Raw genomic sequence first — 23,092 nt, forward strand, 5'->3', positions numbered from 1 at the left:
CGTCCTGATCTAATTATTTTGACAGATGATGTGTACGGTACTTTTGCCGATAACTTCAAATCACTTTTTGCAATCTGTCCAGATAATACAATTTTGGTTTACTCATTCTCTAAATATTTTGGTGCAACTGGTTGGCGACTTGGTGTCATTGCACTTTCAAATAACAATGTGCTTGATAAACAAATTGCGAACTTATCGAAAAATGAGAAGAAAGAGCTTGAAGAGCGCTACTCATCTTTAACCACCGACCCTGCAAGCATTAAATTTATTGACCGTTTAGTTGCAGACAGCCGTAATGTTGCTTTAAACCACACTGCGGGCCTATCTACTCCACAACAAGTTCAAATGGTTTTATTTGCCTTGTTTAATCTAATGGACTCACGTCAGAGCTATAAAAAAGCCGTTAAGTCTGTTGTACGTGAACGCGATGCGGCACTTTACCGACAACTTGGTGTTGAAGTTCCAACAGATCCAAATGCTGTTGACTACTACACCTTAGTTAACCTTGAAAATACCTCACGCACTCTCTATGGAGATGAGTTTGCGGACTGGGTAATGAAAAATAAAAATCCGACCGAACTTTTATTTAGGGTGGCAGATGAAACAGGTGTGGTTTTATTGCCGGGTTCTGGCTTTGGTGTCCAGCACCCTTCTGCCCGTGCATCATTGGCTAACCTGAATGAATACCAATATGCCGCTATTGGTGACTCTTTAAGACGCTTTGCGGATGAAGCTTATGCGGAATATTTAAAAACCAAAAAAGGAAAATAAGTACCTATGTAAAGTGAGGCTCTAGTAGCCTCACTTTTCCTTTCTAACACTAATTCTCTATTTTCAGCTTTTTCAATTTAATAAGTTCAACTTAAGAAATTATCTTAAAAAAATAATCCAGCAACTTATCAGGCTCTTCATTCTTGTTTAAACTTAAACGCCCAAGAATTGCGCCATCAATCATAAATACAAAAATATCAGACTCCTCATACAACGCTGTTTTCTTATTTTCCATGAGCAGGCTAAAAATTTCATTTTTAAGCCATTGTCGATATCTCACAGCACTTTGATAAGCATTGGGATAAAGCTTTTCAATTTCAAAAATCGCTTTAAACAACAAATAATAAGCACTTTTTAAGTCAGCATGTAAAAGATAGATTTGTCTAAGCTTAAGAGACAAATCTGAATATTGGCTAGTTTCACACACTGCTCTCACTTTTTCTTTTAACTGGTCTTTTTGAAGGATTAGACACATTTCAATCAGTCTTTCTTTTGAATGAAAGTAGTTATAAAAAGTGGCTTTGGGAATTTTGGTCTCAATCATGATGCGGTCCACCCCGACCTTATTGAAGCCATATTGTTTAAATAAATCTGCCGCTATGTGAAGCGCTCGCGTCGCTCTAGATGAAGCCTCTAAATTTTTCATATATACCGCTTAAAATATTTTTTTGTTGTAAGTAAATGAGATAGAAATACCTTCACCAAAAATATTAGGCGAGAAAACAGGCATGCCAAGGCAGCATAAAACCGTGCCCTAGCGTATCTCAGACTTTATTGTTGCTATGAGTTTTAGTCGTAACGAAGTAAAGTTTAATCTACAAATATTTAAACTGTTTTAAAGACCAAATAAGGGATATGGGTAAAGAAAGCTTGGCAAAAGCCAATAAATAAGAAAAATTAGTATGCATAGGAAACTCCTCATGTCTAAAGAAGTTCTACCGAATTACTGTCAAATAATTATGGTGGCAGAACGAGAGAAGGTTGACAGACTGGTTAGACGCCAGCACACCCGAAGGTGTCCCTCTCCCGTCCTACCGCAACGGGAGGAGACGAGAAGCTTACACACAAGAGTATTCCTCAGAAGGAATATTCTGATGCGGTCTAAAACAGCCTGTCAAAGCCGGCTGGCGATGTAGGCCAGCAGGCAAAGAATAATCGGCAAGGTTTAGAGTGTCAATGTAGTATTGGCTAGAAATTGGTTAAATAATTATTATTTCAATTCAATTAGATAATGAATCTTAATAATAGCTAAGTTTAACTTTAAAGAATTTAAACATTCCAACTGAAACTATTATTTGCAAACAAAAAATTGATTGAAACAAAAAAGCCAACTCTTTCGAATTAGCTCTAATTACCTCATGACCACTTCTTTAAAAATTGTTTTTGATTTTATTGTTCGCAACAATCTTCATCAAATTTTTGTTATGGGTTTAAATTAACCTTTCTTTATGACATTTCAATTAAAAAAAACCACCCGAAGGCGGCTTGTTGAAATTTGTATTTACCTCGTCATTTTCACTTTTTCAAAGTTTTGGTGAAAGCTTGAGAATTGAAATACTCGGTAATTTCCTCACCCTGATTTTTAGGTTTGTCGTCGGGTAAAGCAACTGAGTCAAACTCTAGTCTTAAGCTAATAAACTCAGGAATAAAATTCTTGATGGGAGGTGGGGTTTTAGGGCCTCCTTCAGTAATTTTTTCAATAAATCCTGCCAGCCATAAAATATATTCATCTTCATGACTGTAATGCGGAATTAAACTTACATCAATTTTCACCTTACATTCATGGAGAGGTTTACTAAAAGCCTCATTGAAATCAATGTAGTTGTACTTAAGTTTAAATACGGTTCCTGCTATTTCTTTACGAATAAAAGTCATCAGATTATTAAGGTTTTCGATAGTATCATCTGAAAAGAGCTCATTTTCTTCAACTTTCCTATACACACTTTCTGCAATTATCAGATATTGAGGCATTAAGAAGGTATCCTGTTATTAACTGCTATTTGGATTGCTCTTAAAGTAAGTATGCTTTAAGTTATGTAACTTAATGTGAGTTTAAGAAACAACAGGTAACTATTGTATAGTTAATATTGATAGACATTTCCAATTAATTTTATTTTTTTTCAAAATCTTATAAATTTTAAATTATATTATTAAAAAACAAATACATAAAATGATTATTTATAATTTCATCTTGATCCCAATAATGAATACCAGTTCGCAGAAATAGTACTTTTTTTTATAGTTTTTTCATCTTAAATAAGATCAATTCATGAAAAATCTCTAAAGCAGAAATAAGTGAATGAAGTGATGAACTCAACTCTAAATTCAGATAAGGAAAAAGATAAGAATTTAAAGATTAAAATCACAAAAATCGTAATTAGTTTGAACTGCCCATTTGTGAGAGAGTCTAGTCAAAAATTATGAAAATTTAAGCTCAACTATTTTCTCGAAGATATTTTTAATATTGTTTTTTATCGAATTACTTCAACACCATATCTGATGAGTTATTATAATAAGCTAAAGCAAACTAATAATTTTTAAAGTCTTAGAGTAGTTTTAATGACAAATATGAGAGTCTTCAAATTTATAAACGTTGTGCTCGCTTTTTTATGGATTTATCAAGGACTGGTTCCTAAACTACTTTTTATTAATTCCGATGAAATCTTTGTGTGGCAATGGGTGGGATTGTCTTTAGATAATGCGAAGCTTGCAGGCCATGCAAGCGGTATAGCTGAAATTATTTTTGGTTTACTCTTTCTCTTTTCTAGTCACAAATATATTCATTATTTAAGTATTTTAGGCTTACTCGGGCTACTTGTTTTAATTGGGGTCTTAATACCTTCTACGCTTATCTTGCCTTACAACCCTATCGTAATGAATCTTTCGATGATAAGTTTATCAATTGTCTATCTACTTTTATTAAAAGAGCAAACTACTCATTTGCATAGAGTCGCTCAATAACATTCTAATTTTTATATAGAGATTTCAATGAGTTTATCTAAAAGCGACGTTTGTTGTGTAGTCATTACAGGAAGCACCAAAGGTATTGGCTTGGCGCTCGCCGAAGCTTTTTTAAAGCTGGAATGTTCAGTTGTGATTGCTGGACGAAACTTAGAGCATTTAAATCATGCCCTTACCCACTTAGAAACTCAGTTCAATAAAGAAAAATTTATGGGTCTATGCTGCGATGTGACTCAAATTTCAGACGTACAAACCTTATGGGATGGTGCAATTGAGCATTTTGGACATGTAAATGTTTGGATTAATAATGCAGGCAGCTGTCATCCAACCAAAGACTTTGTTAACCTTCAACCTGATGAATTAAACGCTGCCGTTTCTACCAATATTTTAGGTACGATGCTAGGTTCGCAAGTGGCTTTAAAAGGCATGCTTAAACAAGGTTATGGCCAAATCTTCAACATGGAAGGTTGGGGAAGCAACGGCGAATGGAGTGCAGGTATGACTCCCTATGCAACCACCAAACGAGCAGTTAGTTATTTTAGTAAAGCACTTTATAAAGAGACTAAATCGACAGCAATTTTAACTGGCACACTAAGCCCAGGCATGGTGGCAACCGATTTATTAGTTTCGTCTTGGACTAATGGAAATATCCAAAACTGGAAAAAGATGAAACGGTTATTTTTCTTTGTGATTGATTCACCAGAAGTGGTTTGTGCGTATTTAGCAAAGCAAATCATGCAAAACAAAAAAGCCAACCGACGCATCGCGTGGATTACACCGTGGAAGCTTTTTCTTAGATTTTTACAGCCTTATTACTGGCGCAGAAACCCAGTTAAAGGCACGGCGTTAGAGCACTTATAGTCAATTTTAGCGCTTTAGGCTCTTCTCGCCATAAAATTGTTCAGTAGAAGTTCTTCTAAAAAAGCTTCTACTGAACTTCATACATATCAAGAATCGTTATCTGAGTTATCTTCTTTATTTAAAATCTGCCCTTCCCGTTTTGGTCGAATCAATGGTGCTGTCGGTCTTGGATGATGAGCATGGGTATATTGCATCCCTGCTCCCGCATTTACGTCATCTGCCGCAATTTCAGTTTCAAAGCGCTCATTGTCCAGATCTCGAATTTCCTCGGTAATTCTTTCTACTTCGTCTTCATCCACACCCAGCTCTTGTAAAATAACGCCCCCAAACTTAATTGCAGATTCAAATGTTTCACGAATCATAAAGTCTACTTTTTGTTTGACCAAATGCAGTGAGTGCTCGCGGTCATATGAACGGACTAATAATTTCGCCAAAGGAAATTCGTGAGTCACGAGTTCTACAATTCTATTGGTGGTTTCTTTACTGTCGACACACACCACAATCGCCTGCGCTGTTGCCGCACCGGAAGCATGTAAAATATCTAAGCGACAACCATCCCCATAATAAATTTTAAAACCGAATTTTTCCGCGTTTCGAATCATGTCCGTATTATTGTCAATAATGGTGACATCCACACCTCTTGCTAACAATAATTGACTGGTGACCTGTCCAAAACGTCCAAATCCAATCATTAAAACGCTACCGCTTAACCCTTCGGCAATATTGACGTTTTCTAGTGAAACATTCGCTTTAAACTGAGTAAACCGTTTAAAAATAATCCCTACAATTGGTGTCAACACCATTGAAAGCACAACAATAGCAGTCAGATTAGATTTGATCGTACTGTCAATGACTTGTGCACTTAACGCGGCTGAGAAAAGTACAAAGGCAAACTCTCCGCCTTGTGCCATAAGTAAGGCACGATCCAACGCTTCTGTATGAGGGCTTTTAGTGATTCGCGCGACAATATAAATCATGAGTGCTTTGGCAAGCATGAGTGCAATTACGCCGCTTACAATGAGTTGCCAGTTTTGAGCAACCACTGACAAATCCAACGACATGCCGACCCCAAGGAAAAAGAGGCCCAGCAAGATTCCACGGAACGGTTCAATATCCGCTTCAATTTGATGTCTAAATGTCGATTCAGATAAAAGCACACCCGCTAAGAATGCGCCCATTGCCATAGACAAACCGCTCACTTGCATCAGTAATGCCGCACCCAACACCACCAATAATGCAGCGGCTGTCATGACTTCTCGGGCTTTAGCAGCCGCCAAGAGTCTAAATAATGGGTTAAGTAACCAATAACCTGCGGCAATCAGACCCGCAATTGCGACTAAACCAATTCCTATGTTTTCTAAACGTACAGAGGTGCTTTCGACCACATGATTTGGTGCCATAAAAGCGACAATCGCCAGCAATGGCACAATGAGTAAATCTTCAAATAGTAAGATGGCTACAATCTTTTGCCCACGTGGCTGAGTCAAATCACCCCGATCACCCAATAACTGCATCACAATTGCAGTCGACGTTAATACAAACCCTGCCGCACCAATAAAGGCGACTTGCCACGTAAAACCAAATAACAGCCCGACGCCAGTCAAAGCCAGTGCACAAATGATGATCTGTAATGTACCAAGGCCAAAAATTTCGCGTCTAAGGCTCCATAAATGTGATGGCTGCATCTCTAAGCCAATCAAAAATAGGTACATCACAATTCCTAACTCGGCAATATGCAAAATTGCGGTGGAATCTTGAAAAAAAGCAAAACCAAATGGGCCAATAATTAGACCCGCAATTAAATAACCAAGTACTGAACCTAAACCAATACGTTTAAAAATAGGAACTGCAATGACAGCCGCTGCCAATAAAACCACTGGGGCAACCAAGCTAATTGAATGTGCTTCTGAGCTCATACATTTCTCATTTTATTTATCTGCAATTTATTCTATGTGAAACGAGGTTTAAGGGCGATTATTACTTTTGAGAAAAAGCATCCTAAAAATAAAATGACTTAAATCGTCCTAAAATAAAAACTTAGAATATCCCTATGAACAAAATATCTCTTTATTTTAATATTCATAAAACAGCACCCATAAAAAAAAGCCCTTACGGGCTTTTTTCATTAAACAACAAATTTCAACATGAGCTGAATGACTGTCGCATTAATTAAGTCGACAAAGAATGCACCACAAAGCGGAACAATTAAAAAGGCCTTATGCGATGGACCATACATGTTGGTAATCGCCTGCATATTTGCAACCGCTGTTGGTGTTGCACCCATACCAAAACCACAATGCCCTGCTGACAACACCGCTGCATCATAGTTTTTGCCCATTACACGGAACGTCACAAATGCTGCATATAACGCCATCGTAATAGTTTGAGCACCCAAAATTACCACAAGTGGACCAGCCAAATCTGCAAGTTGCCAAAGCTTTAATGAAAGCAATGCCATTGCTAAATAAAGTGATAAGGACGCATTACCAAATACATCAATCGCACGGTCGAAAATATCAATTTTCAACACGCTTTCTAAAATATTTCTTAAGATTACGCCGCCACCGAGTGCCCATACAAAGGTTGGTAACTCAAACCAAGTTCCTTTACTAAAGCCTGTCATAAATTCAGCAAATGCCAAACACGCAGCAAACATACCCAGTGTAGTAATTGCATTATCAGCTGTAATTAAACGAACTTGATGCGGGTTTTCAAACGGGGCCAGATCATCAGAATTTTGCTCAACATGCGTATCGCGCTGTTGAATCTCTGCATTGGTTTTTGGTTGTGCAAGGCTATAACGGTTAATGAGTAATTTAGCTAATGGACCACCAATCACACCACCAATAATCAAACCAAAAGTCGCACTCGCCATACCTAAAGCTAGCGCACCCTGAATACCATGTTGGGTTTCTAAAATTTCCCCCCAAGCACCCGCAGTACCATGACCACCTGTTAAGGTAATTGAACCCGCAATTAAACCAATGAGTGGGTCAAGACCAAGCAACGTCGCAAGACTCATACCTACCGCATTTTGTACAACAATGAAGGACGCTACACAGACTAAGAAGATAACCAAAGCCATACCGCCTTCTTTAAGCTTCATAAAGTTGGCACTTAAACCAATAGAAGCAAAGAATACGAGCATAAAGCTGGTTTGTAATTCGCTACTAAAAACAATGCTATATCCCCATACTGTATGGACAAGTAGCGAAACAACCGCAGCCACCAAGCCACCTGCTACAGGTTCGGGAATATTGTAGCGTTTTAAAAAATCAATTCGATTAACAAGAAAGCGGCCCAATAACAAGACGATAACCGCGGAAATTAGTGTATAAAAACCATTAAAAACAAATTCCATATATACTACTTTCTAATTACATTCCTAATGGATTGTAAAATAATTATATTTTATTTTTTAATATTTAAAAAAATCACAAACAAACTTTACAAAAACTCCCTTTACTTAAGAATAACTAAATAAATCAAAATATTATTTTTAGCATTCAGTAAAAAATTTATGAAAGGCTTTCTCTTAAATTTCGATATTGTTTTGGAGTTTGATTTGTCCAGCGTTTAAACGCTCGTGTAAAATGAGTGACTTCCGAATAGCCCAGTTTTTCAGAAATAAAAGAAATACTATATTCATGATGGTTCAATAATTTCTTTGCATATCTTTCTCTAACCTGATCTACCAAAACTTGAAAAGTTACTCCCTCTTTCGCTAATTGACGTTGCAAAGTCCTTTCCGTTAAATGAAGCTTCTCAGCAACATCTTTCATTTTAAAGAAGCCTTCCACTTCATCAAAAAGTAACTCACGTACTAAAGCCGTCAGTGGATGTTTCTCACCACGTTTAGCAACTAACTTATTTAAATCATGCTTACACTGTTCACGCGCTAAACGTGCTGCTAATGGATCCGCCATAATTAATGGCAACGCTAAGTAAGCTTCTGGAAAAACCAATCGATTAAAGGGTTGGTTAAAGTGAATCTCGCATGGTAATAGTTCTTGAACTTGCTCTAAAAAAGCAGGTTCTGGGTAATTTAATTCAGCTTTTATTTCTAGTTTTTGTCCTGTAATGGCATTCGACATTTGGGCAAAGCCCACCATTAGAAATGTCATGCCCACAATCCCCATTTTAAAGTTTGCTATGGGTTGATCTAAATATAAAAAAGCTAAGTCGTTTTCTACTTCAAGGCGTGGTTTTAACGCTGGACAACGTAGCCCAATAAACTGCTCCATGACATTTAAAGCTTCACCCAAATTTTGTGAAACCATTGCAGCAAGACCAACCGAACCATGACAAGACACGGTCATTTGCAGGCCAAGATAGACACCTAAAGCAGGTTCATTGGTCAGCTCAACTGCTCTATTTAGTAAATGATTAAAGACATCAAAATCTAAATACCAAAAAGGTTCCGACAATTGCCCGACGGATACGCCGCTTCCTTCCAAGAGTACTTCAGGAGATATATTCAGCTTTTGGACAACATCTGCCATTAGGCTGACATAGGTTCCAGGTAAAGACGGATTCACAATACGCTCTCTTTATTTTTCTCGATAAAATGTCGTGAAATGGTCAAAACTGTCATTTCAAGAACTATGACATATATTTCAGATTCGGCATAGTACCCCTTACTAAGTTGCCGCATTTTTATCCACTTTGTACAGGATAAAAATCTAATAAAGATTGGTGAAATATGAAAGCTCTGGTTACTGGTGGTGCTGGTTTTATTGGTTCTCACATTGTACGTACCTTATTAAATGAAAATTACGAAGTACGTGTATTGCATTTGCCTCAAGAAAAATTAACCAATTTAGAAGGGTTAGATGTTGAGTTAATTGCAGGCGATATTACCGACCCAGCAAAAATGGATGAAGCAGTCGCAGGTTGTGATTTGGTTTTTCACACCGCCGCAATTTATGCCCTTTGGCTTCCGAAGCCTGAGCTTATGCGTAAAGTCAATGTTGAAGGAACACGAACCGTACTCAATGCTGCCAAAAAGGCAGGTGTTAAACGTGTTGTTTACACCAGTACAGGTGCATGTTTTGCAGGTCAACCAAAAGGCATTCAGGCCACCGAAACAAGTCCATTTGCTTTAGGGGCAACTGGAGATGCTTACGTTTTAACAAAATTTGAAGCACATCAGGTTGCCTTACAGTTTGCTGCGGGCGGCTTAGATATTGTGATTGTCTGCCCGACAGGTCCTATTGGCCCTCAAGATATTGCCCCAACCCCGACCGGAAAACTCTTACTCACCATCGCTACCATGCCTGCCCTTGCTGTACCGGGTGCAATTAACAACATGGTTGATGTACGCGATGTAGCAAAGGGCCATGTTTTGGCCGCACAAAAAGGTAAAAGTGGTGAAACCTATATTTTAGGTAATAAAGATCTTGATGGCATAGCGATGGCAAAAACAGTTCATCAGCTTTTAGGCATCTGGCGCCCAGTAATGACCATTCCAAGTGTAGTTGAAGGCGTATCATCTCAACTTGCGGGCCATGCAGCTTTGTGGGTAACAGAGCACATTACTCATAAAGCTCCCCTTGTGACGCCTTCAGCAGCCAAAATCGGTCAGCTCGGCACCTCATTTAATTGTACAAAAGCCATTCAAGAGCTTGGACTTCCTCAAACCCCAGTTGAAATTGCAGTACGTGATGCATTGCAGTGGTTTGCAGCCAATGGTTACGTCAAATCTCGTAGCTTGATCAAAAAAATTGAGTCAATTTCGATCTGATTTAAGTAGGCAGGATTCTACTATGAGCATATTTATTGATCATCATATTGTTGCACGGAAAGTACATTTTGATTTTTCTCAAACGCCTCGGCATTGGGTTCCAAACGATGTGTTAACGACACATGTGCTGAACAGCATGCATGTACTTTTACCTGCTGTTGAGCACTGGTTTTGTCGCCTTGCAAATAAAACGTTGCCCTATGTTGAAGATAAAAACCTAAAAGCAGATATCCGTGGTTTTATTGCCCAAGAAGCGGCCCATGCCAATGCACATAAAGGTGCGGAGATTTATTTTCAGACTCACGGCATAGATCCAACACCTTTTAAAGATTTTTTAAACTGGTTCTTTAAAGATGGTTTTATGGGCGACACGCCGTTTGGAATTTACGGCCCGTTTAAGCGCTATCCAAAACAGTGGCTTGCCTTTCGTATGGGCATTATTGCAGGGCTTGAACACTATTTTTGTTTCTTTGGTACATGGGCCTTAGATGCAGAAGGCCTAGAAGGAGCAGATCCAGCCATGCTAGATATTGTACGCTGGCATGGTGCCGAAGAAGTTGAGCATCGCACCGTTGGCTATGATGCTTATCGAGCTTTAGCTGGAGACGGCGTTAAAGGCTATTTAGGCAGACAGCTCAGCATGGGGTTTGCTTTTGCTGCAATGGTTGGGTTCTGGCTCGGTTCAACGGTCTATCTTTGTCATCTCGATGGAACCAAAGAAGCCCAAAAAATTGCTAAAAAAAATCCATTGGCTTTAGTTTGGCTATTTCAAAAAACTGCAAAGAAAAAGAAAAGCTTACCTGATCTCGGCATGATTTTGACTGCTTTAAAAGGATGGAGCAAATTGAGTTATCACCCTGAACATGATGGTGATGTCGAAAAAGCTTTAGCTTATTTAGCTCAGTCGCCCGCCGCTCAGTTAGCCGCAGAGGCCTACGCCAAAGCGCTTTCTTCAAAATTGAAAAGCTGAGCAGTGCCATGATTCAAGTCGAACAATTAACGTTAAGCCGTGATGGACTCACTTTGCATGGGACACTATATGGTGAAGCTGATGTCCCTTTGGTGGTACTTATACATGGTTTTCCCGACACGCCGCATAGTTGGGACCACGTATACCCTTTACTCGTAAAAGCAGGTTATCAAGTTTTTATCCCTTGGCTACGTGGTTACACCCAAGATTCTGTAAATCGGCAGACACATTACGGTCTCGCCTCTGCTCTAGCAGATTTAGCAGCTTGGTTAGAACTTTTAAAAGCAAAAGGACACTTAAAAAATAAAGCTCACCTCGTAGGACATGACTGGGGAGCTGCAATTGCAATGAGCTTTGCAAGTGGGCAATCCAAAGCTTTACATAGCATTAGTTTGTTGGCCGTTCCTCCTATTCCAAATCTTAAGGATGTTTTTAAAGCTTTGCCTAATTTCCCACGTCAGCTCTACATGTCTTCTTATATGTTGCTCATGCAATCAAGATTGGCTGAACAGGTGCTATCTCGTAATAACGCAAGTTTTGTAGAAAAAATCTGGCGTAAATGGTCACCTACTTGGAAATTTACTGAATCTGATTTTTCGCCAACCCGTGCGGCTTTTCAAAATCCAGATATTGCGTGGGCGGCTACCCGCTATTACCACAACTTATTTGCAGTTTTAAATTCTGACAATCTCAGAGCAAATCGCCACTTATTAAGCCCAGTCACCACACCCACACTGGCGTTAGCGGGTTTAGACGATGGCTGTATGAATATACAGCTACATCAAGCTTTAGCCCAGACACATTATTTCCCACAAGGAATTGAGAGTGTCTACGTTCCCGACTGCGGTCATTTTTTACAAGCTGAACAACCCAACACTATCGCTCAGTACTTAATTCAACATTTTCAAAAGACTGGACATCCCATTTAAGGCTGTACGCAACTCTATCAGCCAAGTCATTTATATTTTATTTCAGGATTTTTCTATGAATAAATTAGTCAAACCCTCTACTCAGGCTCAACTTGTAGATGTACTTATTATTGGAGCTGGTCCCTCAGGTTTAAGTACTTGCATCAAGTTAAAAGAGCAAGGAATTAAAAACGTCGTTATTTTAGATATGGCTAGCCGTATCGGTGGCACATGGGCTTTAAATGATTACCCAGGCCTATTTTGTGACGTACCGAGTGAAATGTACTCTCTGGGTTATGCACCAAATCCAAACTGGTCACGAACCTACGCCCCTCAAGCCGAAATTCGACAATATTTAGAAGACGTAGCCTATAAGTTTGAGATTGTGAACCAGATTAAACTTAACACCGAGGTCACTCATGCCGAATGGGATAATGACCTAAATCGCTGGATCATTAGCACACGTGATGGCAAAAAATATAGTGCGAAAATCTTTGTACCTGCGACAGGTTTTATTGGTGAGGCCAAAATGCCAAGCTTTCCGGGTCAAGAAAAGTTTAAAGGCACCATGTTTCACTCAGGCAAGTGGAATCATGAGCATGATTTAACAGGTGAAAAAGTAGCTGTAATTGGTAGCGGTGCCTCAGCCATTCAGTTTTTACCAGCCATTCAGCCTAAAGTTGGCCATCTCTATTCTTTCCAACGTACACCGTCATGGGTTTTACCAAAACCAGATTTTGCTGTTCCAAATATCGTAAAAGTTACCTTTAAAAAAGCGCCAATTTTAGAAAAAATTATTCGTGAAAGTGCGTTGTGGAGTCTAGAACCTTCACTTCCTATTTTCATGAATGAAAACATCATGCGAAAACTGCATGCTCTAGGAAAGTTAAATATCAACTTAGGTGTTAAAGATCCCCAAATGCGTAAGGCATTAACACCAACGCATACATTAGGTTGTAAGCGCCCAATGTTTTCTAATAATTGGTACAGCGCTTTAGCCAAACCGAATGTAACTGTCCTCTTTCAGGGCTTATCTCATATCACTGAAAATGGTGTGGTCGGTGAAGACGGGAAAGAAATTAAAGTAGATACCATTATTTTTGGTACTGGCTATGCAGTGGCAGAACCTGCGATTTATAAAATTATTAAAGGTGCAGACGGGCGTAGTTTAAGCGATGTGTGGCAGCGTCAACCACGTGCATATATGGGGATGTCAATTCACGGCTTCCCTAACATGTTTATGATGCTAGGGCCAAACTCTCAAAACACCGTGGGTTCAGTCATGTGGACCGCTGAACAGCAATCCGTTTATATTGCAAAAATGGTGAAGTTAATACAGCAGCAACGTCTGGACCGTGTCGAGGTCAAAGTAGATGTTCAAAAATGTTTTAATGACCGTATAGATAAACGATTGGCTAAAATGCCGGTAAGACCCGATGTTTGTAAAAGCTATTATCTAGATGATGCGGGTCGTAACCATATTATTTGGCCTGAGTTTGGTTTTGTGATTAAACATAAACTGCATCACGTCAACTTGAAAGACTACGACGCTACAACCAAAGTAATTAAAGTGGTCGCTTAATAAAATCATTCAATCTAAGTAAAAAAAGATCAAGATACCGAAGTATCTTGATCTTTTAATAAGTACGAATTAAAAACCAAATAATGAAGCAAGCCAGTTAAAGAAACTAAAAACAACATTATCGGTAGTTTTAAGCTCAGTTGTCGGCTGTGAAGGTGTTGGTGGATTTGTCACTGGCGATTGAGTTATTGGCTCTACTGAAGGCGGTGTAGTTGGCTGCATAGTCACCCCAGTTTGGTTTCCGGCAGCTGACCATTTCACCAATACATCATTGATTTGAGGAGTATACTGACAGATTACAGCGCCATATTTGTCAGTACCCGCAATACCGTTATTAATACCAATTAAAGTATTATCATCCGACAGCCAAGGTCCACCTGAGTCCCCTGCATTCATAGAAGCAGTTGCCTTATAGTAAATCCCTCGTGCTAATGGTGAAGAGCCTACATCTCGAATATTGACATATGAAGTGCCATATAAATTTGCTGGTAAGGCCGCGCCTGTACTACTACGACCTAAATAAGCCGTTACATCACCACGCCCAATATTTTGCCTTGCCTCAGTTTGACTACATGCAGCTGGAATTTTGGCTACGGTTGCACCGCTATTATTATCAATAGGATGAGATAGACGTATTAAAGCGATGTCTACATCGGGAATCTCAACCCAACCCTCATCTTTTTTAAAAGATGCTGCTTGAGCCTGAGATAAAAAGCTCGCTCCATATTTCACTGCCCCACCAAGCGTATAGCCTTGATTTGCACTCTCACCCCAAACTGCCGCCGTACAATGTGCCGCTGTTAAAACAACATCATTGCGAATTAATACTCCTCCACAAGTATTACCTGATGTCTGTGAGAAAAAAAGAAAAGGTTTGGTGACGGTAAATTCCAGTTTTACAAAAGAACTTGAGTTATCTGCTGCCATGACTGAAGAACTGTATATAACTAATGCTAGAGCATTAATTAGTCCCCCAATATTCTTTTTATACATGTTTATCTCCTTCAAATATTTAGAAGTATTTAGGCTGCTATGACTGTTTTTTGATAAATATTTTCACAGTACTGTGATGATTTATCAGCCAGAGATTAACCACTTAACTTCTTGAGGAGAACTTCATTTCACGACATAACTGACCATTTCACGACAATATAAAATCATTTTAATTTCTATTTATTTTTCATAAAGTTAATCTATAAAAAATAATCAAAATTTAAATTTTTTAATGCTTTCTATTTAGTTATCGATAACCTAACAAGTCCTTATCAAGTTGATTAAACTGCTCTTCTAAAAAATCCAATAACCTTTTGATGGCAGGTAATAATCCTTTTCTAGAAGCATAAGCCGCATGGACAATACCGCTTGTAGGTTTCCATTCAGGTAAAACTACAATCAGTTCTTTACGCAAAATATATTCATGAGCCATCATAATCGGTAAAGGAGCTATACCTAAACCATGAATAACGGCCTGTAATACCCCAGTCATGTCATTCACGATTAAATCAGGGTCATGCTGGAAGTGCGTTGTTCCATGCTCCTGATGATGAAGTACCCACACACTTTGTTGTTCTGCATTACCAAGCCCAATAGTTCTGAACTGATGCAATTCATCTAACGTTTGAGGTATCGGCTGCTTAGACAAAACCCGAGGGTGCGCGACTAAACACTGATCACTAGTCACAAATTTTTTCATGACCAAACCACTATCTTTGAGTGGCGGATAGCGAACACGAAAAGCAATATCAATTCCTTCATTTAAGACATCAACATTTCGGTTGGTCACATCAATGTAGATTTTTATTTTTGGAAATTGCAGCATAAATTTGGTCAGAAACTCGCCCATGTGATGATGCAATAACGCAGGCGGACAAGATACCCGAATCGTTCCACGCGGCTCTGACTGGTTTAAATCAATAAATTCTTGGGCATTTTCAGCATCGATCAAAATTGCGTGACAGTATTGATAATATTGTTGGCCGAGTTCAGTCACGCTAAATTGCCTCGTAGAACGATGCAATAAACGTACACCGAGTCTTTCTTCTAAAAGAGCAACTCTTCGGCTGAGTTTAGATTTTGGAATATCCAATGCCCTAGCCGCAGCAGAATAACCACCATATTCAACAATTTTTGCAAAGTAATATAGATCGTTTAAATCCTGCATTTCCTACCTCTTATTGTTCAAATAATAGAACACTAAAATCAAATTTCGGCAGCTTCTAGGCTCATATTTTCGTTATATCTTAATTAAACAAGAAGTGAATAACTATACAAAAACAGCTATCCCCCTGTTTTATTTAGTCATCCTTCCAACTTTAAATTCATCGAAATAAAGTGGAGCATAAAATGAGTACACCAGCAAATTTTAACGGTCAAGCACCCGTAATCGACCCAAATAATGTTGCAATGCTACTAATCGACCATCAAAGTGGCTTATTTCAAACTGTAAAAGATCTTACTGTTCCTGAGTTACGTGCAAATGTGGTTACTCTGGCTAAAGTTGCAACGCTATGTAATGTGCCAGTGATTACCACTGCTTCTGTTCCTCAAGGTCCAAATGGTCCCTTAATTCCAGAAATTCACCAGTTTGCTCCTCATGCACAATATGTTGCCCGTAAAGGTCAAATTAATGCTTGGGATAACCCTGACTTTGTTGAAGCGGTCAAAGCGACAGGTAAAAAACAACTGATTATTGCAGGTACTATTACCAGCGTATGTATGGCTTTCCCAAGTATCAGTGCAGTTGCTGAAGGTTTCCAAGTCTTTGCAGTCATTGACGCATCTGGAACATATTCAAAAATGGCTCAAGAAATTACATTAGCTCGAGTTGTACAAGCTGGTGTTGTGCCAATTGATACAGCGGGTGTTTGTTCAGAGCTACAAAAAACATGGCATCGTAGTGATGCAGCAGACTTCGCAGCAGCTTATAGTGCAATTTTCCCACCATACCAATTGCTCATCGAAAGCTATCAAAAAGCGCAAGATGTTGTTAAAAACAATGAAATGCTAGATTCTGAAAGAATCTAATTCATCCGTTTTTCAGCTTAAATGTCCAATCTCTTACGATTGGACATTTAAAATAAATCTATAAAAACCCAAGCTGTGCTTTAGTACGTTCTTCCAAAGCTTTTGAGTCGTGCTGTTCCGGATGAAAATCTAATTTGTAATAGTCCAAATAATCTTTCCATAACGTACTTAAAAAGCCATTCTTTCCAAGAATTAATACATTAAATTCTTTTAGGTGGAGTAACTTCCATGCGGAAAAGTGAGTTATGCCTAAATACACCGTACCCGCTGCCATTATTCCTGCCATGTATAAAGTCACAAAAGGCATCACAAGAAGCCGAATGAAATTGCCTCCAGAGACATCTTGATATAAATCGAAGGCCACACTTTTATGTTCGCTTTCTTCTACCGCATGCCATAACCAGATATTTTTTAAAGTTTCATTACTCGATAAACGCTCTTGCAAATCAGAACGTCTCATAATCTGCCGTGCAATAATGGCCGTAAAATGTTCAGCAGCCGAAGTAATTGCTAATTGCCGGGTTGGTGTGAAATATTTTTTCAGCCTAGCCATTAACCATTCCACATTGGCTGAAACAGGCTCGGTATCAAGCCCAGATGACTGTATAAGTTGGTTCAGATGTTCATGTTCTTTGGCATGCATCGCCTCTTGTCCAATAAAGGCTGCAATATCTTTTTGAAGTCTTTCTGTTTTAGCCTGATTTTGTAAGTTTCTTACACTATGTACAAAAAATCGCTCACCCGCAGGAAACATAGCCGACAAGGTTGCCAGCCAGTACTCTCCCCAAGGGTTATCCTTAAACAAAGTAGCTTGAGACTGATTAAAATTAAAACTCATATGGCGCACAGGAAAGTGAGCACCGCGATCAAAGACTTTAGCTAGAATTCCCATTTTTTATTCCTTCATTCTTTCATTGAATACAATTCAATGGATTTATTTTTCTGAGGTTTAATTAGTGATCTGACATTTCATGGAAGTTTGTTTCTATTAAAAAAGATGCTTAAGCCACCTCACCTAAGCATCTTTTTAAAGTTAGTTAGCCACTTGTAGATCCTTCATTTAGACAAGGATCTGATGGTTGTCCCATAGAGTATTTAAAGTAGTGTTGACATTATTTAAGGTTAAAAATGAGGTACTGTTATAAGCAGTTCCTGCACCATCTCGGTCAATACTCAAAATACTGTTATTTCCATTGAGGTCTAATGAGAGATAAGAAAAAATAGAGTTTACAGTGCCGCCATTGGCATAATTAATGAGCAGTTCACTGATATCAATTTTGTCGGCTTCACTGTCGGTTAAGGTATTGCCGACTTTAAAGTCTTTCCAAACATCAGCTCCGTTACCACCCGTTACATCATTTGTATTTAATAGTTTATATAACGCAATGTCAGAACCTAAACCACCAATCAAGGTATCGTTATCTTTTCCACCATTTAAAATATCATTACCCGCACCACCATTTAGAACGTCATTGTTGGTACCACCACTTAAAATGTTATTACCACTGTTCCCAACAATCGTATTTCCATTTCCATTCCCCGTTCCATCAATATTATCTGTCCCCAACAGATTCAAATTATTTAGCGCGTTGCCGCTATCTAACGCATAACTCACAGTTGAGTTAACGGTCTCAAACCCTTCGTTAATCTTCTCGATAATGACGTCGCTAATATTATCAACATAATAGATATCATCACCCAAACCTCCAATCAGCGTATCTGCTCCACTTCCGCCATCTAAAGTGTCATTGCCGACTCCACCATCTAAGGTGTCGTTTCCGGCTCCACCATTGAATGTGTCATTTCCGACATATCCATTTAAAATATTATTACCTGCATTACCAATGATGACGTTATTCAGCGCATTTCCATTGCCGTTTAAATTATCCGTGCCATTTAAAGTGAGGTTTTCTAGGTTATCTCCTAAGGTATAATTTATATCCGAGATTACTTTATCGTTACCTTCAGCAGTATTCTCTACTATGCTATCGCCTACATTGTCTACATAATAAGTATCGTCACCCGTTCCACCAATCAGGCTATCCGTACCTTTTCCTCCATCAAGGATGTCATTTCCGGCACCGCCCAATAGAACATCGTCTCCCCAATTTCCTTTTAAGGTATCGTTTCCAGCTCCGCCTTCTAAACGGTTAGCTAAACTGTTTCCGACTAAAATATCATCGTAAGCACCACCAATTGCATTTTCAATCTGGGTTCCAAGATTGATACTTAGTTGGTTTACACTCGATATATGAGAAGATTTTTCACCAATATAACTCCAACCGCCCTGATTAAGATCGATGGTAGCGGCTTGTGCAGCATTGCTCGCATTTATTGTATCAACGCCTGCACCATCCCATACCAATACGCCTTTAGTGCCATCAAAGGTATAAGTATCATTACCTGCACGGGTTGAACTATTGACCCCATATATCGCTTGCAAAGCCGCAATATCAAACGGCGCAAAAGATCCGTCATATGACATACCAGTACGGTCATATGACATCACTGACCATGCCCGTGTATCTTCTTCTTTTGAGAAGCTATCAATGGTGGAACCTTCAAAGGTATGACGTAAACCCAAAGCATGTCCCAACTCATGCGGATAGCTTGCAGTCACCCAAGTGCCTGCTGGGTCAAACCAAAAACCTGGTCCAAAAGCCACATCTGAACCAACAAATGCTCCGCTTGGATACTGTGCATAAGCCGTAGCTGCGGTACTGTTCCGGTAGGCAGCAATGGTATTAAGCTGTGATGCATTATCCGTTAACGTAAAAGTTAAAGCTGAAAAGTCAGAAGCTTTTTGATAGACCTGAGTCATAAAGTCCTGTTGAGCTTTACTAAAAGGACTCCACCATGAAGGTGCTTGACCATTTGCATCGAGTAGGTAATCAGGTGCAGTCGAAGGGAAAATATACTTAAAATCTGGATTACTATTTGTTGTGGCAACGAGCGCCCGCACCCAGTAATTCACTCCAACCGTTGTGTCTAATTGAGCACGATCAATCGTGACACCATCGGCAAATTGAATACTAAAGTTTTTATTGTTGTTAGCGAGATAGCCAGTTAGCTTAACAACATCACTATCGCTGTACTGAATATTCAAAGTGGTTTTATCAAAACTGTATTGAACATCGGTAGATTTAACGTCTGTAAACACAATCGTGTTGTTACCCGAATAGTCTCCATTGATTGTGTCTATTCCATCGCCTAAAGAAAAACGATAAGTATCGTCACCTTCACGACCATTTAACGTGTCATTACCTTTACCGCCCGTAATCACATCATTGGGAAGAGTGCCCAAAAAATTATCGGCATTATCTGTACCATTCCATGTCGCAGTTTTCCCCGTTAAAAACTGCTGATAGGTTTGAACTACACCATCTGAAAGAATATAGTTATTAATGTAAGCTTTTAAAGTGATGCTATCCGTTGCTGAATAATTAATGACTAACTCATTATTATTGTTGGTCGTAAAACTGATGTCTTTTGAAGAAACATCAGTAATTTGAATGGTGTTTGTGCCCGAGTAGTCATTAATCGTATCGTTACCATCTCCTTTGCTAAATTGATAAGTATCGTCGCCACTTCCTGAAGCTAACCAATCATTTCCAGTTCCACCGACAGTTAAATCATTACCGGCTCCACCATATAACTTATCATCGCCAGCACCGCCATTTAACGTATCGTTCCCCGCGTTTCCGTTTAAAGTATCGTTACCTTCAAGACCATTAATAATGTCATTGGATGCAAAGCCATTAATCGTTTCATTGCCTTTGGTGCCAGTGAGCGTAATGGTTTTATTGGTGAGTAATTGATCGAGTGTGGCAGTTGTCCCATCTAAAAATTTAAAGCTACTTACATTCCCTTCAATTAATACAGCATCGGTATCAGAATATTTGACCTGTAAATTACTTCCACTGCCTTGTATAGATAGATCTGCCAAATTACTGGCCGTGAATTGGATCGTGTTATTTCCACTATAGTCAGTGACCTTGTCTATTCCATCCCCTTTACTGAATTGATAAATATCGTCTCCGACTCCACCAAATAGACGATCACTTCCAGCCCCACTATTAATTAAATCTGCTGAATTTGTGCCTACAATCCATTCGCTATTTGCAGTAGAAATATTTAGACCGTTGCCCCCACTTGTAAATAAAACCTGCTTTTCAACCCCATCACTAAAAATCATGCGGGCTTTAGCAAGAGCGTTAAAATTAAGTGAATAGTAAGTTCCTGAATAATTAGTGACGTATAAAACACTATTTATGTATTCAATTTGCCTAATATCATTTGAAGTAAAATTATCGAACTTTAGCCATAAACCATTTTGATCATTGCCATAAGTTACCATTAGAGTTTCCTTTTTTTTGTTATTGGAAGAGGAAATATTATTTAATTCTTCTTAATAGAAGAACCTCTTTTGGCGACAAAAATTACCATTTGGCGACATATTTTCTATTTTTTTAAATTTTTCTAAAAATTAAATTTGAATAGATTTTTAAAAAATTCTTATTTTTAATTATATATAACAGTTTTATAAATTTAAGATAATTACTTCTCAAACTTATTTAAAAATAATTCTTTTTGATACATTTGTAGAAAAACCTTGTCTTTTAGGTCACTGAACTTAGAACTCATTCCCTTTAATATCCCTGAAAAGACCAGCTCCTTATCGCTCTGGGCAACATCTTTATAGGTTTTATATTCAATGAGTTTATTGCTTAAAGTTCGTCAGAACGTTCCACAGCTACAGTCTATTAAGAAATCTCTTCAGACACGTGCTGGTCAAAAAATACCTCACATGCTGATCAATGCATCGGATCTATTTTTTAGAGGTCCTGAGATTGCTTTGTCAGGCAAAACACCTTTTGACGTAATCTATAAGCATGAAATTATTAGCTTACGCCATTATAGAAACGAAGCCGATACTTCTACACCTAAACACCGTGTTCCTTTAGTGATTGTTCCGCCATTAGCAGTGAACATGCTGATTTATGATTTGTTTCCTACTCGCAGTTTTGTACGTTTCTTTTTGGCACAAGGTTTTGATGTCTATTTAATTGACTGGGGGGTGCCAACCCGCCACCAAGCAAAATACAATTTCGGCACCTACATTAAAGTTTTTATGCCTCAAATGCTAAAGCAGGTTCGAGAGCACAGTGGTCAGCAACAGCTGTCTTTACATGGCTGGAGCTTAGGCGGTGCACTTTCACTCTGCTATACCGCATTATTTAAAGATAAAGATATTAAGAATCTAATTATTCTCGCTTCCCCTATCGATACTCACAAAGCGGGTTATATGGGGAAACTTTATGGCAGTCTGACTAAACCTGCCGAATGGGTTCGTAAACATACGCCCTTTCGTATTCGCCACCATGTGCCAAGTGAAGCATTTCATATTCAGGGCTGGCAAAACACGCTAGGTTTTAAATTAACAGACCCGATTGGAAATTTGAAAACGTATTGGGAGCTTTTTAAGAATCTCGATAACCGAGAATTTATTATCGACCATGCAACCTCAAGTTCATTCATCGATAATATGCTCGCCTATCCGGGCGGTGTCATGCGTGACATTATCCTTCGTTTCTGGATTGATAATGAACTATCCAATGGCGTAATTAAATTCGGCGAACTTACAGCCTATCTAAAAGATATTAAATGTTCAGTACTCGCAGTCGGCGGCAGCACAGATATTATTGTGACTGCTGATGCTGTTAAGCCACTCATGACTTTGATTAGCAGCCAAGACAAAACATTTAAAGTCGTTCCAGGTGGTCATATGGGTGTCGTTTCTGGAAGCCAAGCCCCTACTGCGGTTTGGCCAGAAATGAGTAATTGGTTAGCTACACGTTCAGATTAAAAGCAGTCCGTGCCTTATACCAACATAGATTGTTGAGCAGAGATACCTGCTATTGCCCCTTGTGATGATGCCATGGTGACTGAAGCCATGGCAGGGTTTGCAAGATCACCAGCAGCATAGATACCAGGCATAGAGGTTTCGCGACGTTCGTCAACCTTAAGAACAATACCGAAAGGCGTATCGACCGTAGCAAGGCCTAGTGATTCATGTAAACGTGCGGACGGCTTAGTACTCGGATGAGCGAATAAAATGTCAACCGTAACCTTATGATCGTTATCAAGGTATACCGTTGCAGTGCGCCCTTCGTTACGGGCAATCTGAACAATCCGACCGTCGATGACATTTACATTGCGACGTGCGAGATCGGCCCGAATATCAGGTGAGATATCATGACCATCTGTGAAGA

Annotated in this window: 19 protein-coding genes; 9 read left to right on the plus strand and 10 right to left on the minus strand. The window is 39.0% G+C overall.

Annotated elements, in window-relative coordinates:
* Positions 1-771 (plus strand): bifunctional aspartate transaminase/aspartate 4-decarboxylase (locus tag UC75_RS20430; protein WP_228137134.1); only part of this gene is annotated, 771 nt, incomplete at its 5' end.
* Positions 772-862: 91 nt separating this feature from the next.
* Here UC75_RS20430 and UC75_RS06340 read toward each other — a convergent pair.
* The gene (locus UC75_RS06340) at positions 863-1,417 is read right to left on the minus strand and encodes a TetR/AcrR family transcriptional regulator (RefSeq protein ID WP_049837053.1); all 555 of its coding nucleotides are present in this window, start codon (positions 1,415-1,417) and stop codon (positions 863-865) included.
* Between the two features lie 869 nt (positions 1,418-2,286).
* Positions 2,287-2,742, minus strand: coding sequence for a hypothetical protein (locus UC75_RS06345; RefSeq protein WP_049837054.1), 456 nt, complete (start codon positions 2,740-2,742; stop codon positions 2,287-2,289).
* 588 nt (positions 2,743-3,330) lie between these two features.
* On the opposite strand from UC75_RS06345, the gene UC75_RS06350 reads away from it, so the two are divergent.
* Positions 3,331-3,732 (plus strand): DoxX-like family protein, encoded by a 402-nt coding sequence (locus tag UC75_RS06350; protein ID WP_049837055.1) that lies wholly within the window; start codon positions 3,331-3,333, stop codon positions 3,730-3,732.
* 27 nt (positions 3,733-3,759) lie between these two features.
* Positions 3,760-4,593 (plus strand): SDR family NAD(P)-dependent oxidoreductase, encoded by an 834-nt coding sequence (locus tag UC75_RS06355; protein WP_049837056.1) that lies wholly within the window; start codon positions 3,760-3,762, stop codon positions 4,591-4,593.
* Between the two features lie 86 nt (positions 4,594-4,679).
* Here UC75_RS06355 and UC75_RS06360 read toward each other — a convergent pair whose 3' ends face one another.
* The 3 genes from UC75_RS06360 to UC75_RS06370 form a co-directional block, all read right to left on the minus strand.
* Positions 4,680-6,509 carry a monovalent cation:proton antiporter-2 (CPA2) family protein gene (locus UC75_RS06360; RefSeq protein ID WP_049837057.1) on the minus strand — a complete coding sequence of 610 codons (1,830 nt, stop codon included), beginning with the start codon at positions 6,507-6,509 and terminating at the stop codon, positions 4,680-4,682.
* A gap of 209 nt (positions 6,510-6,718) precedes the next feature.
* Positions 6,719-7,954 (minus strand): sodium/glutamate symporter, encoded by a 1,236-nt coding sequence (gene gltS, locus UC75_RS06365; RefSeq protein WP_049837058.1) that lies wholly within the window; start codon positions 7,952-7,954, stop codon positions 6,719-6,721.
* A 157-nt stretch (positions 7,955-8,111) separates the two neighbouring features.
* On the minus strand, positions 8,112-9,131 hold the full coding sequence (locus tag UC75_RS06370; protein WP_049837059.1) for an AraC family transcriptional regulator: 1,020 nt from the start codon (positions 9,129-9,131) through the stop codon (positions 8,112-8,114).
* Positions 9,132-9,295: 164 nt separating this feature from the next.
* Here UC75_RS06370 and UC75_RS06375 point away from each other — a divergent pair, with 164 nt between their 5' ends.
* Genes UC75_RS06375 through UC75_RS06390 form a run of 4 tightly spaced genes read left to right on the plus strand, consistent with a single transcriptional unit; the run spans position 9,296 to position 13,796 of the window.
* A complete protein-coding gene (locus UC75_RS06375; RefSeq protein ID WP_049837060.1) occupies positions 9,296-10,336 on the plus strand; it encodes an NAD-dependent epimerase/dehydratase family protein in 1,041 nt (346 codons plus the stop codon).
* A 22-nt stretch (positions 10,337-10,358) separates the two neighbouring features.
* Positions 10,359-11,306 (plus strand): metal-dependent hydrolase, encoded by a 948-nt coding sequence (locus UC75_RS06380; RefSeq protein WP_049837061.1) that lies wholly within the window; start codon positions 10,359-10,361, stop codon positions 11,304-11,306.
* An 8-nt stretch (positions 11,307-11,314) separates the two neighbouring features.
* Positions 11,315-12,235, plus strand: coding sequence for an alpha/beta fold hydrolase (locus tag UC75_RS06385; protein ID WP_128825141.1), 921 nt, complete (start codon positions 11,315-11,317; stop codon positions 12,233-12,235).
* Positions 12,236-12,290: 55 nt separating this feature from the next.
* Complete coding sequence (locus UC75_RS06390; RefSeq protein WP_049837062.1) at positions 12,291-13,796, plus strand: flavin-containing monooxygenase; 1,506 nt, start codon at positions 12,291-12,293, stop codon at positions 13,794-13,796.
* Between the two features lie 69 nt (positions 13,797-13,865).
* Here the strand turns inward: UC75_RS06390 and UC75_RS06395 are convergent, their stop codons facing one another.
* Together UC75_RS06395 and UC75_RS06400 are read right to left on the minus strand one after the other, a co-directional pair.
* Positions 13,866-14,789 carry a S1 family peptidase gene (locus tag UC75_RS06395; protein WP_049837063.1) on the minus strand — a complete coding sequence of 308 codons (924 nt, stop codon included), beginning with the start codon at positions 14,787-14,789 and terminating at the stop codon, positions 13,866-13,868.
* A 247-nt stretch (positions 14,790-15,036) separates the two neighbouring features.
* Positions 15,037-15,957 carry a LysR substrate-binding domain-containing protein gene (locus tag UC75_RS06400; RefSeq protein ID WP_001153333.1) on the minus strand — a complete coding sequence of 307 codons (921 nt, stop codon included), beginning with the start codon at positions 15,955-15,957 and terminating at the stop codon, positions 15,037-15,039.
* Positions 15,958-16,139: 182 nt separating this feature from the next.
* Between UC75_RS06400 and UC75_RS06405 the strand changes: the two genes are divergently transcribed.
* Positions 16,140-16,820: a hydrolase gene (locus tag UC75_RS06405; protein ID WP_049837064.1), complete on the plus strand. Its 681-nt coding sequence runs from the start codon at positions 16,140-16,142 to the stop codon at positions 16,818-16,820.
* A gap of 58 nt (positions 16,821-16,878) precedes the next feature.
* Here the strand turns inward: UC75_RS06405 and UC75_RS06410 are convergent, their stop codons facing one another.
* A complete protein-coding gene (locus UC75_RS06410; RefSeq protein WP_049837065.1) occupies positions 16,879-17,712 on the minus strand; it encodes a metal-dependent hydrolase in 834 nt (277 codons plus the stop codon).
* 168 nt (positions 17,713-17,880) lie between these two features.
* Positions 17,881-21,177, minus strand: a complete 3,297-nt coding sequence (locus UC75_RS22480) for a M10 family metallopeptidase C-terminal domain-containing protein (RefSeq protein ID WP_049837066.1) — start codon at positions 21,175-21,177, stop codon at positions 17,881-17,883.
* 357 nt (positions 21,178-21,534) lie between these two features.
* Here UC75_RS22480 and UC75_RS06420 point away from each other — a divergent pair, with 357 nt between their 5' ends.
* Positions 21,535-22,686 (plus strand): alpha/beta fold hydrolase, encoded by a 1,152-nt coding sequence (locus UC75_RS06420; protein ID WP_049837067.1) that lies wholly within the window; start codon positions 21,535-21,537, stop codon positions 22,684-22,686.
* 14 nt (positions 22,687-22,700) lie between these two features.
* On the opposite strand, the gene UC75_RS20450 is transcribed toward UC75_RS06420, so the two are convergent.
* On the minus strand, positions 22,701-23,092 hold a 392-nt coding region (locus UC75_RS20450), incomplete at its 5' end, for an FAD-dependent oxidoreductase (RefSeq protein ID WP_228137135.1).

The sequence above is a fragment of the Acinetobacter sp. V2 genome, from assembly GCF_001188385.1.
GTDB lineage: Bacteria > Pseudomonadota > Gammaproteobacteria > Pseudomonadales > Moraxellaceae > Acinetobacter > Acinetobacter oleivorans.